Source organism: Methanoregula sp. PtaB.Bin085, from assembly GCF_002067035.1.
GTDB lineage: Archaea > Halobacteriota > Methanomicrobia > Methanomicrobiales > Methanospirillaceae > Methanoregula.
In genome coordinates this window covers 113,961-128,664 of sequence record NZ_MVQB01000016.1, presented here as the reverse complement: position 1 = coordinate 128,664, position 14,704 = coordinate 113,961, and the positions used below count along the sequence as shown (strand labels likewise).

At 56.1% G+C, this 14,704-nt stretch carries 16 protein-coding genes; all 16 read right to left on the bottom strand.

What is annotated here, in order from left to right:
- Positions 1-7: 7 nt before the first annotated feature.
- Positions 8-418 (bottom strand): hypothetical protein, encoded by a 411-nt coding sequence (locus A4E33_RS03320; RefSeq protein ID WP_292346258.1) that lies wholly within the window; start codon positions 416-418, stop codon positions 8-10.
- Between the two features lie 110 nt (positions 419-528).
- Positions 529-1,659 (bottom strand): nitrogenase component 1, encoded by a 1,131-nt coding sequence (locus A4E33_RS03315; protein WP_292346257.1) that lies wholly within the window; start codon positions 1,657-1,659, stop codon positions 529-531.
- A complete protein-coding gene (locus A4E33_RS03310; protein ID WP_292346256.1) occupies positions 1,652-2,692 on the bottom strand; it encodes a nitrogenase component 1 in 1,041 nt (346 codons plus the stop codon). Before A4E33_RS03310 ends, A4E33_RS03315 begins: the two co-directional genes overlap by 8 nt.
- Positions 2,658-3,470, bottom strand: a complete 813-nt coding sequence (gene cfbC / locus A4E33_RS03305) for a Ni-sirohydrochlorin a,c-diamide reductive cyclase ATP-dependent reductase subunit (protein WP_292346255.1) — start codon at positions 3,468-3,470, stop codon at positions 2,658-2,660. The genes A4E33_RS03310 and cfbC overlap by 35 nt, the downstream gene beginning before the upstream one ends.
- Positions 3,471-3,557: 87 nt before the next feature.
- Positions 3,558-5,015 (bottom strand): TrkH family potassium uptake protein, encoded by a 1,458-nt coding sequence (locus A4E33_RS03300; RefSeq protein WP_292346254.1) that lies wholly within the window; start codon positions 5,013-5,015, stop codon positions 3,558-3,560.
- A gap of 93 nt (positions 5,016-5,108) precedes the next feature.
- On the bottom strand, positions 5,109-5,489 hold the full coding sequence (locus A4E33_RS03295; RefSeq protein WP_292346253.1) for a desulfoferrodoxin: 381 nt from the start codon (positions 5,487-5,489) through the stop codon (positions 5,109-5,111).
- 18 nt (positions 5,490-5,507) lie between these two features.
- On the bottom strand, positions 5,508-6,692 hold the full coding sequence (locus A4E33_RS03290) for an FprA family A-type flavoprotein (protein WP_292346252.1): 1,185 nt from the start codon (positions 6,690-6,692) through the stop codon (positions 5,508-5,510).
- Positions 6,693-6,704: 12 nt separating this feature from the next.
- On the bottom strand, positions 6,705-6,845 hold the full coding sequence (locus A4E33_RS03285) for a rubredoxin (RefSeq protein WP_363053722.1): 141 nt from the start codon (positions 6,843-6,845) through the stop codon (positions 6,705-6,707).
- A 105-nt stretch (positions 6,846-6,950) separates the two neighbouring features.
- Positions 6,951-7,505 carry a hypothetical protein gene (locus A4E33_RS03280; RefSeq protein WP_292346250.1) on the bottom strand — a complete coding sequence of 185 codons (555 nt, stop codon included), beginning with the start codon at positions 7,503-7,505 and terminating at the stop codon, positions 6,951-6,953.
- Between the two features lie 3 nt (positions 7,506-7,508).
- On the bottom strand, positions 7,509-8,774 hold the full coding sequence (locus tag A4E33_RS03275; RefSeq protein ID WP_292346249.1) for an AAA family ATPase: 1,266 nt from the start codon (positions 8,772-8,774) through the stop codon (positions 7,509-7,511).
- A 66-nt stretch (positions 8,775-8,840) separates the two neighbouring features.
- Positions 8,841-9,347 carry a TspO/MBR family protein gene (locus A4E33_RS03270; protein WP_292346248.1) on the bottom strand — a complete coding sequence of 169 codons (507 nt, stop codon included), beginning with the start codon at positions 9,345-9,347 and terminating at the stop codon, positions 8,841-8,843.
- A gap of 88 nt (positions 9,348-9,435) precedes the next feature.
- The gene (locus A4E33_RS03265) at positions 9,436-10,035 is read right to left on the bottom strand and encodes a DUF2179 domain-containing protein (RefSeq protein ID WP_292346247.1); all 600 of its coding nucleotides are present in this window, start codon (positions 10,033-10,035) and stop codon (positions 9,436-9,438) included.
- Between the two features lie 117 nt (positions 10,036-10,152).
- On the bottom strand, positions 10,153-11,145 hold the full coding sequence (locus A4E33_RS03260) for an IPT/TIG domain-containing protein (protein WP_292346246.1): 993 nt from the start codon (positions 11,143-11,145) through the stop codon (positions 10,153-10,155).
- A 90-nt stretch (positions 11,146-11,235) separates the two neighbouring features.
- Positions 11,236-12,048, bottom strand: a complete 813-nt coding sequence (locus tag A4E33_RS03255) for a hypothetical protein (protein WP_292346245.1) — start codon at positions 12,046-12,048, stop codon at positions 11,236-11,238.
- Positions 12,049-12,169: 121 nt separating this feature from the next.
- Positions 12,170-13,021, bottom strand: a complete 852-nt coding sequence (locus A4E33_RS03250; protein WP_292346244.1) for a thiamine pyrophosphate-dependent enzyme — start codon at positions 13,019-13,021, stop codon at positions 12,170-12,172.
- On the bottom strand, positions 13,018-14,670 hold the full coding sequence (locus tag A4E33_RS03245; RefSeq protein WP_292346243.1) for a 2-oxoacid:acceptor oxidoreductase subunit alpha: 1,653 nt from the start codon (positions 14,668-14,670) through the stop codon (positions 13,018-13,020). Before A4E33_RS03245 ends, A4E33_RS03250 begins: the two co-directional genes overlap by 4 nt.
- Positions 14,671-14,704 lie beyond the last annotated feature (34 nt).

Below are 14,704 nucleotides of genomic sequence, written 5' to 3'. Positions count from 1 at the left end.
AACGATATTATACAAGTGCGCCGATCGTCTGCTGCCCTTCTACAATACGGCGGAACCTGGAGCCGGTCTGCTCGGGAATGCGTGCGATCGGTGCAGTCCGTTCCCTCCCGAAGAGGATTGACCGAAGGGAATTCAGCGAGACCGTGAAATTTCCGCCGTTAAAGAGCTCGATGTTCAGGGCCTTTCCGGAATGGGAGATCTGTGCAAGCCCGCGGGTTACTCCCAGGTAACAGGAATAATTGCGGGTGAGCTCCTCGACCTGAACAATCATTCCGCCGGAGATTGCCCGCACCAGATCGGAGCGGCGGATGGCGAACCGTTCGCCGCGGATATGAACATCCACGACCTCGTGGACCATTCCTTCGCTGTCCGCAGCCCTGCACCCGGTCCTCTGGAGATACCCTGCTTTTTCCATCATACGTTACCACGTTTCTGCAACATCACGTTGATGACAAGGGTATTTAATCCGTCAGCGTGCGCAGGGTGAAAGTGAACACGGGGGTATCTTTTCCCGTTCTCTCGATTCCATTAGGATTCCGAATGTGAATTGTCCATGCAGGCGTTCAGGACCTGCTCGATGAAGAAAAGCGTCCCGTTGATACCAGCAAGGGGTACCGGGCAGAGCCTCACGGAACCCCTCAGGGGCGGCGTCATACCGAGAAAAGCCCTCCTGCCGGTTATGGATCGTTCAAAGGATGACCCGATCACCAGATCGGGATCATGCTGTCCGATACATGACCGGGCTTCATTCAGTCCCCGGACCATCCCGCCAGGAAAGCGGGAGGTCCCGCCAGTATTCCTGAAGGCTATGAAACGGATGTCGGCATCCAGGTACTGCACGAGAGCCTGTGCAGCGAACTCTGCATAGGATGCACCTGAGAAGATAACCACAGATGGCGGATCGAACCGGCGAAGGTACTTATCGCAGATGCGGACAATCTCCTCCTCCTGGTGCGACAGGTCCCGGAGAACCGGATCGATATTCGCTCCCTCGAAGGTATTCCCCAGCCGTTCAAACGTTGCCCGTAACGTTCCAGGCCCGAGGGTTCCCCCGAGGAATTCCCCGACATGCGCCGGGTAATCCCCGTTCGTGCCGATTGTGCAGGCCGCGGCTGTATCAATCTTCGGGAGCGAATCACGGCAGAATACCGTTGCAACCGGGATCGATGCCATCGCAAGCAGCCGCCGGATCTCCTGCAGGTTGCCTTTATAAAACGGATCGAGCAGGCAGATCCCGTCGATATTGACTCCTTCAGTTGCGGCATCCGTCCTTGGCAAGAGCAGTGAAAGGGCCTTTGTGTATCCGGCCTCCGCATCACCCGCAAATCCCGGACTGTCAACGAGGAGAACATCGTGCTCTGCCAGGAGGGCCTGGATATCCTCCCCGAGAATCGCAGGGACGCAGGTCGTTATAACGGCGATGCGGTTGCCATTCCCGGCAAGCCCGCCGATCACTTCGCGCAGCCGGTCCTCTGATCCGAATATGACCTCATTCTCCAGGATGAATGTGCCATGAAGAGGGGCATGCAGGAGTGTCGTGGGATAATAGTAACATCCGCTGGATCCGTGAATAACAACGCTCATGCCGTCGAATCCCGCAAGGCATGCAGCTGCACCGGTCATGGCACAGGGCCAGAGAGGATTATCACATTCAGGCATGGATAGCCCTCCTCCACCGGTGGAGCATCCGCCGGATCCCGCTTGTTCCCACGACAGGCTGGACCGGAAGGGGCCGGGCCTGCTCGTCCGGCCCGACCCGGATGTTCAGGGCATCGGCTGCTTCCTGCGCTGCCCGGACACTCCCGGAATCCATGACCGGCGAGGTAAATACACCCTTTGCATCGTGGATATCTGCAAAATCCGAAAGTATTTCTGCCTGCAGGGACTGTTCGATCTCAAGCGCCCGTTCCGGATTCCTGCCGCAGGATGCTGCAACCGCACTGATGAACGCAAGGGTGTCCGAGAAGCCTGCAGGGAAAGACTCGATATACGGGGTTCCGAAACGCTGCAGGAGGTGATTGCCAACCGGTACCAGGGCCGGATCACGGAGGATGTTGAGCCGGGCAGCGCCCAGGAGCCGAATCTTGTCAGAAGATAGGTCATGCACGAAGCGGATCCCCACGGGAAGACCAAGGAGCGAAAGCAGGCGGGCAACTTCGGCATAATTCTCCCCGACCTCGTACTCGAGATTTTTTTCACCGATGATATTCACGGACATGGTTTTCTCACATGGTTCTGCACTGTCAGCGAGTGAAAGAAGAGCATTGTTGACCCCGTCCTGAAATGTTCCCCCGAGAAAACCCGCGGTCGGGACAGGGATGACCTGCACCCCCCAGTCCCTGCTGCAGACCTCTGCGATATCATCGCCAATAGTAGCGACAACACAGGTCGAGAGAACGAAAACTGCTGCAACGTCCCTGTCGCAGACAACCTCCAGGGTCCGTGCGAGCGCCTCTTCCCCCCCGAAGACAATATCGCCTTCCCCAAGGGCAGATGAGACAATATCAGGGACGGAGACTTTCTCGTTATCGAGCTGCGTTGCGTGAAGGAGAGAGAAGTTGTGATGTGCGCACCCGCGGGGACCATGGATGACGCTGGCTGCATTCCGGATATGCGTCGTTACCGAGAGTGCTCCCGTGAGGGTGCAGCCGCCGGATCTAGATGTATGCGTAGGCGAGGGTTTCAAGCACATCGATCTCGAGGGGTGTCGGGATGGTGAGTCGGGTATTCTCCATTATACGGGCGGCGAGCGAGCGGTAGCGGTCAGCCTGCGGGGATGCCGGTTCATGTTCGATTACCGTCTTCCGGTTCAGTTCGGCAAGCTGCACGATACGGTCGCGGGGGATGAATTCCACGAGATCACTGTTGACCCGGCGGGCGAATTCGGCAACCAGTTCCTCCTCTTTCGGCTGACCCTTTGCGTTACAGATAACGCCGGCGAGCCGGCACTTGCTTTTTGCCCGCGACGCCAGCCGCTTTATTGCTTTGCAGATATTGTTTGCCGCGTACAGCGACATGAGTTCCCCCGAAGTGACCAGGTAGATCTCCTGTGCATACCCTTCCCGCATGGGCATGGCAAAACCCCCGCAGACAACGTCTCCGAGCACATCATAGACGATGACATCCCCTTTGAGGGCGCCGAATTTTTCGAGCAGCTGGAAGGTGGCGATGATGCCCCTGCCGGCACATCCGACACCGGGCTCCGGCCCGCCTGCTTCAACGCACCGGACGCCATTGTATCCCCGGAAAACAATATCGTCAAGCGAGAGCGCTGCATCGCCCCTCTCACGGACAAGATCCATAACAGTCGGTATGAATGTCCCGTGCATCAGCATTCGGGTGCTGTCCCGCTTGGGATCGCACCCGATCTGCAGGATATCCAGCCCCATGCCGGACAAGGCAGCGGAAAGGTTGGCCGAGGTCGTGGATTTCCCGATGCCTCCCTTGCCATACAGGGCGATCTGCTTCATGAGCATACTATGGGGCGGCTGTTTATATGAGATTTCCTGATGTTAACAAAAGTAAAGTTGCGTTGGACATCAATCCGTGCCGTACCACTATTCGGGTTCGCGGACAAGGGCAATGAAGAGCATCACAACCGGTATCACTTCCAGGCGCCCGATCCACATCACGCCGATAAAGATCCATTTCGAGATGACCGGCATCTCCGGCGATACATACCCGATCGACATCCCACTGGTGGAGAATGCGGATACCACCTCGAACACCACTTCGGTCAGTGAGAACGAAGTGAGATGGCACTGGAGTATGGCGAGTGTTGCGATGAAGATTGTGATGACAGAGAGGATGATGACCAGCATGTTCTTGGCTGCCTCCAGTTCCGCCGTTGCCCTGGGGATCGTCCGGCCCTCGATCCGGAACGGGAGCAGAACCTTGCCGCTGACAAAGAGGCGACGGAACCACCAGACGAGCGCACGTATGGCAAGCGCGATCCGGTTCAGTTTGATTCCCCCGGCTGTACTCCCTGAGCAGCCGCCGATAAACGCTATCATGGTCAGGAAGAGCAGCGTCACGCTGGCCCATGTATGCGGGTTGGCAGTCTGGAAACCGGTCGTTGTTATTGCTGAAACGGTCATGAACAGCGCCTGAAAAATTGCACGGGAGAACCCGAGGTCCTCGAAGAACATAAGGTCATAGGTAAGGACAGCAATGCCGATCCCGAGGAAGACAAGGAAGAGCTTGACCTGCTCATCGCCAAAGAGGCTGAGGCGCCGGTTTTCAAGGACAAGGTAATAAACCCTGAAAGGCAGGGCCCCGGCGATCATAACGGGAATGAGCAGCAATTCGAGCAGGGGGCTGTTGTAGTAGGAAATCCCCTGCGCATGGAGACAGAACCCGCCGCTGGAGATCGCCGCGAGGGCAAGGTTCACCGATTCCCAGAGCGAGAGCCCGGCAAACAGGATGAGACCGATCGCCATGAAGGTCAGAAAGAGGTAGATCTTCCACAGTGACCGCCCGGTGGCAAGCACGCTCGGCATCAGTGGTTCATCGCGGCCCTCTGAACGGAAGATGCGGGACGGGAAAAGCCCGGTACTGCTTGCCGTCGTAATGGCAAATGCAACGATCCCGATCCCGCCAATCCACTGCATATACGACCGCCAGAAGAGAAGCGTCTTTGGTGCCGTGTCAACAGATGCTATCATTGAGAACGCCGTACCGGTCCAGCCGGCCATCCCCTCGAAGAGTGCATCGGTAAAATTCATGCCCAGACCGATCATGAACGGGATGCCGCTGATGATGGCGCAGAAGAACCAGAAGAGCGCTACCGAACTCAGGGCCATCGAGAGACGGACCCCCCGTTCGCTGCGGGGAACACTCCGGAGGATAATCCCGAGAATGAAAAAGATGAGCGGGACGGCCGCCATGGGGATGAGCATATTCCATTCGGCATAGAGCACAGCGATGATGAGCGGAACGCAGGTCACCGGGGCGACAAAGACAAAAATATCCCCGAGATCGGCAACGATTGTGGAAAGATGCCTGAACCGCCGCATCACTATCCGGTTGCCATGGGCATACTATTAGTGTTTGCTCTGATGGAGAGGTCCGTCAGCTGCGAAGGCCGGCAGAAAAAAAGGGGCGTGAGATTACGGGCGGTTGGTCCAGAGCCCGTGGACATTGCAGTACGCCCTGGCCTTCACGTTTGTATCAGAAAGGCAGAACCCGGCCTCGGGTTTTCCACCGGGGGACAACCATCGGGTGGTTTCACCATTTGCGTCCTGCACCTCGATCCACTCGATAGAATGTTTCTCCTCCATCGGGTGGGGAACAGATCCAAGTTTTACGATGATGCCATTGGCAGATCTTTCGATAACAGGCACATGCTTTTCCTTACCCGGGTCGGTCGTCTTCTCCTGCTGGGATATCATCGGTTTGCCGCAGCAGACCATGGTCCCGCCAGAGGCGTGGACGACTTTTGTCATGTTCCCGCACACGTCGCATTTGTACACTTCCAGGAGTTTTGTCATACACCGTCCCTCCTGATATCAGACGATATTGTTCTCCTTATGCTTCCGTGCAATCTCATCTGCGAGCCGGTCGAGGGCCGCAAGCGTCTGTTCATCCGGGAGTCCCTTCACCATCACCGGCTCGAGGACCTCGACCTTGAGATGATCGAGCATCTTCACAATCGTCTCGGGCGCTTTCCCGCCCCAGCCGAAGGAGCCGATGACCGATGCATACCGTGTCTTGGGTTTGAGGAGGTTTGCAAGGTAGGTTGCGTAAATTACCTGGGGATGCGGGCCGAAGAGCACGGTCGGGGTCGCTATAACCACGGTAGCTGCATCGACAAGAGCGATGGCGAGCTCCCCGATGTCGGTGCGGGTCAGGTTGAAGGGCTTGACCGTAACCCCCCGGGCCATCAGGGCATCGGTGAAGTGGTCCACCATCTTCTGCGTACTCCCGTGCATCGATACATAGGGAATCACGACTTCGTTCTTCACTGCATCGGATACCCACTCCGCGTAGGAGTCCAGTATCAGCTGGGGTTTCTTATGGATCGGGCCGTGGCTCGGTGCGATCAGGTCGATCTTCAGCGGACGGATCTTTTCAAGATGCCCTTTGATACTGCTCCGGAACGGCATCATGATCTCGGCAAAATACCGTTTCGCAGGAACGTAGAACTCAGACTTTTCCGTTACAAAGAGATCGGTGGTCGCTGTGTGGTGCCCGAACAGGTCGCAGGGGAAGAGGATCCGGTCTTCCCTCAGGTAGGTGACCTGGGTCTCCGGCCAGTGAGTCCAGGGAGTAAGGATGAATTCGAGCGTCCGGTCACCGAGAGGAAGGGTTTCGCGGTCCTTTATGATCATGAACCGGTCTTCCGTGAGGTGGAGGAGTGCGATCAGCAGGTCGCGACATTTCTCGTTTGTCACGACCCTGGCATCCGGGAAGAACTCGAGGACCATGGGCAGGGAGCCGGCATGGTCCTGCTCTGCATGGTTGATGATGATATAGTCAATACGTTCGATCCCCAGTTTCACAAGGTTCGAGATGAGGTCGTACTCTTTTGTGGGATCAACCGTGTCGATGAGCGCAGTCTTTTCGCTGCCGCGGATGAGGTACGCGTTATAACTGGTGCCGCTGGGAAGGGGGATCAGTTCATCGAAGATCCGCCGGTCAAAATCCAGCGCTCCCACCCACAGCACACCGGGAACAATTTCACGGGAAACCATACACAATCCCGCCTAGGCCTCTTTAAACAGCCGCTTTTCTGCACCGCAGACCGGGCAGGTCCAGTCACCCGGCAATGCAGTAAATTGTAACCCTGCCGGGATGTTCTGTTTTGGCTCACCTTTCTCCGGATCATATTCATGCCCGCATATCATGCAAACGTATTTTCCCATAGGGTAAAACTCCTGAAAATGCTGAATAGTACATCAGTAGCGCAGGGTATTGCATTAATGATTTCGATTGAACACTATATCCGTCGATCATGAACGGGGATCCGGAAAAACTGCCGGGTCCTCAAGACGATAGTGATCGAAAAAATACTTGAACGAACGGTTATGCCGGGCTGCCGCTGAAGGGGAAAACGACTTGAGGATCTCGAACATGAAATCGATCCGGGAATCGAACGCCGGCGGGATAAGTGCGTTGAAATCCTCTTTCGTCATCTCATCGGTTGAGGGCATGAGCGGAAGGCCGAACCTCTGCAGGGAATCATCGGGAAGGCCGGCATAATACCAGCTCTCGATCTCCATGATGACGATGACGATATTGCTGCCGCTGATATTGGAATACCAGTGGTACAGGATCTGTTTCTTGTCCCTCACCGATCGCTCTGTATCGATATCGGCAACAAAGATGTAATCGGTCTTCATCTGCGAGAGGCTTTTTAAAAAATTGTTGACTTTCACGCGCTTGATACTGGCATACGGAAGCAGCTCGACAGAGTCGTAACGTGAAGTAAACAGCGGTTTCATGACCCGGCCGAAGAAGCGGACATCGTCCTCGCCCTCGACTAGGATATAGAGCCGGTTCTTCATGGATCAGAGTCCCAGCAGGTTCTGGACGTACAACTCTTCGATTCCGATCTCATTGGCAAGGAATGTCCTCACCTCCTCCTTGTCACCGGGGCGGGAAATCACGGAGAACCCCTCGCTGTCCCGCGTGATGAGGAGGATGTCGTCAAGGGCTGTATGCCGGACCACCTCGGAACTGTGGGTGGTAATCATAACCTGCTTCTTCTCCGAGGCCTCTTTCATCATCTTCATCAGCCGTGCAACGAGGAACGGGTGGATATGGCTGACCGGTTCCTCGATGATAATGAATGGCCGGTCCTCGAAATACAGCGCGATTATCATGGCAAAGATCGCGATTGTCCCGTCGGACAATGACGACGCAGGGAGGTCCCTGCTCTTTGCGTACCGCTCGCGCATGGTAAGGATCAGGGAGATGTCCATGAATTTCTGGACAGAGAAATCCTCGACAAACGGCAGGACATCACGGAGCAGGTTGGCGAATTTCCGTTTCTTTTCCGGGTTTTCGAGAATGGTTTTTACGACAAGGGCAAGATTACCGGCATTCTCCTCGAGTTCGCGTTTGCCGGTGATGACCACGCCCCGCTTCGGGAGCTTCGGGTCAATATCGTAAATCGCGATACGATCGAAAAATTTTTCGAAATGCGGGAGCGGGTACCCGTAGAATGTTTCGAGCAGGAGGGTTCGTTCCGGGAGCTTTTTTCCCTGGAAAAAGATCGGGATGATGTCGTTCTCTGTGAGCGGACAACCGGGAGGAATATTCACAGCATACCTGACCACGCCATTCTCGCTCGAAACCTGGATTGATCCCCTGCCGATAACCCGGTTTGTGTCTTTATTGTTTCGATCCACGCCGCAGGACGAGATTTCGCACCCGATGGTAAGCCTGTCGCCGGTTATGGAGAATCCGTCGCCGGTTGCATCGAAACGCAGGGAGAACTCGTACGATGATTCACAGGAGCGTATCTCGAGCATGGTTCCACCCATGCCGGTCCGGTCAAGGGCATCCTCACGGCGATCCGGCTCATACGTGACCCTGACGACAAGGTCACGGCCGGTACCGATCTTGGTGTTCCTGATATAATCCGCACCTCCCTGCATCGCGATCGCGTTGATAATGCCATGCCGGGCTATATCCCGCAGGAACCTGAACGCACTGATGAAATTGGATTTTCCCGCAGCATTGGATCCGATAATAACGTTGAACCGGGACAACTCCACGTCAAGAGAGGAAAAACTTTTGAAATTCTCGATATGGATCTGTTTGATCGGCATACCTGCTCCTAGTAGTCATCGTCTCTTTTCCGACAAAAAGAAGGTATTGGTCTTTTTAAAAAATGGTCAGATTTTAAAGGCAAGGTTGTTGAGGGCCATGATACCGTAGTTGATCCATGCAAGGTAACAGACCCAGAGGAAGTACGGGATCAGCAGCAATCCGCCATAGGTCGAGAACCGGAATACCTGAATCACCGTGCATGCGAGTGCAGCCCAGTATGCGATCATGAACATGAATGCAAAAAAGACGGAATGGATGCCAAAAAAGGTATATGCCCATGCAATTGCGAAGATCAATTGCAGGCCGAAGAGGAGCAGGGCCATCGTGACATCGCTGTCACCGATACCATGCTGCAGGATCAGGAAGAGGACGATGCCCATCAGGGCAAAGGAGATGATCCAGACCTGCGGGAATACCCATGCCGGTGGTGAAAAGATCGGTTTTATGAGACTGCCATACCAGATCGGCATGCTCGGGAGGGCCGGGTACCAGCCAATGTATCCTGCAAGCAGGCAGACTGCAAGGGAGGCCACGAACGTGATAAACGTTTTTGAAAGGCGTTTAATGTTCATTTGTTCACGAATATCGTTTTCGATACGGGAGAATATATATTTTCTTGAACTTGCGGGTTGTATTTACCAAAATGAAAATAAATTGAGGTTATTTTCCTTTCCGGTAAAACCGGAGCGAATCGATCCATGAGAAGACACCGCGCGCCGGCCTGTCGGGGAATACGCCTTCGGCCACGGACTTGACCTCTTCTACCGAGTAAAAGGCATTGGGATGGTACTCCTTGATAATCCTGACAACGTGCGGGAGATCCTGACGCTGGATGATGGTGAAGATCATTTTTACCCGGCCGGTCGCCCCCTCCCCGTCGATGCTTGTCACGCCGTATTTATGGGATCGCAGGTACTGCATGAGCTCCGAGGGGTCCTCTTTTGTGATAATCCTGACGCTGGAAAGGCCGATCGAGATCTTCTCCTCGATATACATCCCGATGAATGTCCCCGCGGCAAAACCGGCCCCGTAGGCAACATACGACACCGCGTTTGTCAGGTTGTTCATGACCTGCCCGATGGCCAGAAGCCAGATGATAACCTCGAAAAAACCGATGACAGGAGCCAGGTAGCGGATCCCCTTGGAGATGAAGATGACGCGGATGGTGCCCATCGTGACATCGCAGATACGTGCACAGAATATCATGACCGGCAGGATCACGTAGGTAAAGATTTCCGGTGTCAGGAACGACCAGTCCATGATCAGGTATTGTGTACCGGTTCCCGCCGTTAATAGTTTGTGATAACGCCCGATACCCTGCCCGGAATACAGGGAGGTATCCCTTGAGCGGACTCCGGCTGTCTTATCTCTTCCGTCTCATGAACTGTCAGTCGCGTTGGTAACGGTGAATTTTTTTACCCAGGTTCCCTTCATCCCGTCCCTGATATTAAGGACGGTGACCGTCCACTCGCCCGGAAACGCCCCCCGGCTCTTTGACAGATCGAGGGTGCAGACGACCTTGGAAGAGTCCATCGAGAGGGGGTTGTCACAGACCAGTTCCGTCTGGTTGTTTGCAAAACTCACCTTCACTTCGTTGCGAAAGTTCTGGCCACTGATGGTCAGGGGGACTTTCCGGTTCATGGTGCCGTTCACGGGATACATACCGGCAATGATGGGTGCAACGTTTCCGATGGTGAACGCTGCCGGCAGCGAATCGGATTTCCCGTCCGGATTCGTTACGATGAGATTATAACTGCCCTCGGGTTTTCCATGGAGATCGAAAAAACAGGAGATATCGAATGCCGTCACCGATGTCACGGTGCCATTGACGGGATGGAGGCCGGCCCGGTATAATTTTACCATTGCGCCGTTCCGGAAGTTGGAACCGGAGATGGTGAGGGTTACGATGGAATCCCTGACTGCCGAGGATGGTGAAATCCTCGCAATAACCGGTGCATTGCCGGAGATATCTTCCGGCAAATCCTGGCCAAGGGTCGGTGTTATGATCGGAACGATCGAGACGGCAACATGGCCGGCTTTGACGGTATATGTCTTCTCAAGAGCTGCCCGGGAGCTCTTTTCCATCCTGTCGCTGGTCCGGTGGCCCCATGAGCCATCAGCATTCTTCTCGATGATAGCACGCGTGTACTGGTCCGTGGCTGCATCGTATCTGAGGATCATGTAAAGCGATGATGAGCCGGACGAGGCTGGTGTTGCGATGATGTCGCCCTCAGTGTACCGGGGAACCGGCAGGGAGGGGGTTGCGGCCGGCGTTTCACCGGGTGATGAATCATCAAGGCACCCGCAGATGATGGCACTGATAATGATGAAAACGGAAAAACCAGCGAAAATCAGGGGATTTCCACGCATAGTCCTATTTTCGCGCCATGAGGGTTAAGATTTTTGCCGCCATGACCCCCTTCAGCGGGGAACAGAGAGGGGGATTTCTCCTGCTGCAGGTTAATCCTGAGTCCGGACTACGATCGTCGTGTAATTCCGGTGCAGGTATACCGGGATGGCACCGAGGGCTGCCCCGGCAAGGAGCGATGAAAGCCATACTGCGGGGGAGATTGCCTGCCACGAGAACGAATCTGGTATCACCGTCCCGCTCAGTATCAGCAGACCGGTGACAACCATGACCGTTGCACAGACATCCCGGACAGCAAAGAAAAAGAGAGCAGCGCCCATACCAATGCAGACCGGCCAGAAGAGCGAGCCTTCCATGCGGATCGCAGGATTCACGGCAACGATCGCTGCAGCAAACAGGATGCTGGTCGTGACAATCCCGGTCGGGATCGAGAGCACGGCTCCGCCTTCCCGGAAAAATGCCTGGATATGGGTGCCAAAAAGAGCCCAGCAAACCATTACGGACGCGGCCGCGGTCGGAAGGAGGAGGAGGCAGGCTCCTGCAAAGGCCAGGCGATCCGGGCCAAAGGGACTGAACAGGAGGACAAGTGCATATCCGGCGATGCCGATGAGGGAACAGAGGATGAGAGTCCGGCGGGAACTTGAAAAACCGATCTGGAACATATTGACGGCACCGGAAAGAAATGCCTTCCGTATGCAGAGCAGGGGGAGTATCATACCGGTGAAGATACAACTGATACCTGTATAAACAGCAAAAGCCACGGGATCCGGTTCCTCCAGCAGGCGGGGCATACCGGCAAGAAGGAATGTCTCCAGGAGCCACGCGAGATAAACCAGAAGCGGAATAGCCAGGAGCCGGACTGCGGGAGAATAGGGATTTGATGCTGTAGCATGGGTGGGGGTCACATTGCTCACCGCGAAACGGTCCCGGTGTGTCCCGGAAGTGTCCGCAAGACAAGATACGGGAAGGGAAGGTTTCTGTCAGATCCCGATTCGCTTCCCGGGATGATAAGGGAGACGGAACGACTCAGCCCCTCTTTTCCAGGAGTTCCCGCACAGCCTTGTCCCGTCCTGCAGTGCCAGGTCCGGGACCTTTCGTGTGCGCCTCAAACACCGGCGATTGTCTCCGGTAGAATGTTCCGAGTGCGATGGGTGCATCGGTCGTGTAGTCCCATTCCCGCGCCTTCATGCAGGCATCCTCAAACCGTGAGGGATCGTGCCCGTTCAGGTCATAGACCCGAGGGGTGTAGTAATCGGCAGCAGGGAAGAAGGTCGCACAAATCTGCAGGACGTCGATGAAGGCGAATCCCCGGTGGCTGATCCCTTCCCGGAACAGTGTCCGCAGCTGGTCCATCTTCTTTGTATATCCCCGTGCCACGTACGTTGCCCCGGCTGCAAGCATCAGTTCAACAGGGTTCAGGGGATTTTCAAGGGTCCCGCGGGGGGTGGATTTGCCTTTGAACCCGAGGGGGGACGTGGGCGTGTACTGCCCCGTTGTCAGGCCGTAAACCCGGTTGTTGTGGACGATGACGGTCAGGTCAATATTCCGCTTGGCGGCAAAGAGCAGGTGATCGAGCCCTTCTGCATAGCAGTCGCCGTCGCCACAGCAGCAGATGACAGAAAGTCCGGGATTTGCAAGCCGGATCCCTGTCGCCACCGGGATCGTCCTGCCATGCAGGGTGTAGAAGGAGTTGATGTTGAGATAGTCGGCGATCTTGGCATGGCAGCCGATGCCGGAGACCAGGACAACGTTATCAAGCAACGTGCCTTCGCGTTCCAGGTCTGCCAGCACGTTCTTGAGCGTGTGCTGGATGGTGAAGTTGCCGCAGCCAGGGCACCACGTGTTTTTTGCATCCGTGATAAGCTGGCGGGGCGTCATGGGAGCACCCCGCGGATCTTTTCCGTAAGTATCTCCGGTGTAAAGGGACGCCCGTCATACCGGAGTATTTTCTCGTTGCAGGTGATGCCGTACTGCAGTGCGAGAGCTGCTAGCTGAGCGGTTGCGTTCTCTTCAACGGCAATAACCGTATGCACACCCTCCAGTGCCCTTTTGAGGGGAATTTCCGGGAACGGGGAGAGTACAACCGGCCGGACAACCTGCAGGCCAAGATGGCCGGCAACTTCCCTGCACACCCCGTCGGTCGACCCCCAGCAGAGCAGTGCTACAGGGGCCGCGGGGGTTCCGGAAACTGCCACCTGCGGGTACCGGTCCATCGCCTGCCGGAGTCCGTCCTCCTTACGCATCCGTTTTTGTGCCATACGCTCCACGGGGCCGGCCTCTTCGGTCGTGATTCCCGCCTCATCATGGGCATAGCTGTTTACCTTGACAACCGCCCCCGATGTGCCGAAAAACGCCATTGGTGATATACCGGAAGGACTATCGGAATACCGGTGGTAGGTGCCGCTCCTGTCCCATACGGAACTGCTGCTTTTCGGGATATCCGGGACACGGGACATGTCGGTGCTGTAGGTACCCTCCGACAGGGTTTTATCGGAGAGGATGAAGGCGGGCACCTGGAATTCCCACGCGATATCCATGGCAACGGCTGACCAGTACAGTGCCTCTCCGGCAGTTGCGGGTGCAACGATAAAACGGGGGAACTCCCCCTGCCCGGCATGCCGGACAAAGAGCAGATCGGCCTGGCCGGTATACGTCGGCAGGCCGGTGGACGGCCCTGTCCGCTGCGAGACAAGCAGGACAACCGGCAGCTCGGCCATGCCGGCAAGGGAGAGCCCCTCGGTCATCAGGCAGAACCCGCCGCCGGATGTACCGACCGCTGCCCGTTTTCCGGCACTGGCAAAACCCAGCGCCATCAGGATAACGGCAATCTCGTTCTCCGGGTGCACAACAGTGATGCCGAGAGTCTCCTGTTCTTCTGCAAGGAAGTGGAGAAGGCTGGACGATGGTGTCATAGGATAGGAGACATAGGCTTCAAGCCCTCCCCGGACAAGGCCGATGCCGACAGCCTCGTTTCCCGTGAGGAGCGGTACGGGAGGATTATTCCCCGGAGCAAGCGGTCGGACGGTTGAGAGCATATCGTACGCCCTTCGGGCAACGTCGAGGTTCTGCCCGGTCTTTTTCGGGATATGGGCAGAGAGAACTGCTTCTGCTGTTGCCCACGGGATCCCTGCAGCCTTTGCAAATCCGCCGATGATCGCCGAATTCCCCATGATCTCCGGGGCATGTTCCCCTGACAGGATCTCACGGACCGGGACACCCTGGCCCGCTGCCTTCACGGTATCCCGGTTGAAGATGACCGCGGTACCGGCATTCATGGCATCCCGGTGTTGTTCCAGGGTATCCTGGTCCAGCGCGAGGATGAAATCCGCGGCCTGCCGGCAGGTGCCGACTGCCGTTTCGCTCCCCCGGACGATTGCATAGTTATGTCCCCCGCGGATGAGCGAGGGGTAATCGAAGTACAGGTAGATCCGGTAACCGGAATGGTTGAGCAGCTGGGCAACCAGCGCTCCCGCACTGTTGATACCGTCGCCTGCTTTCCCGCCAATCAGAACCGAGACCTCGTTCATGCCATTGCTCCGCATCTTCTGGTGCTGCCGGGTC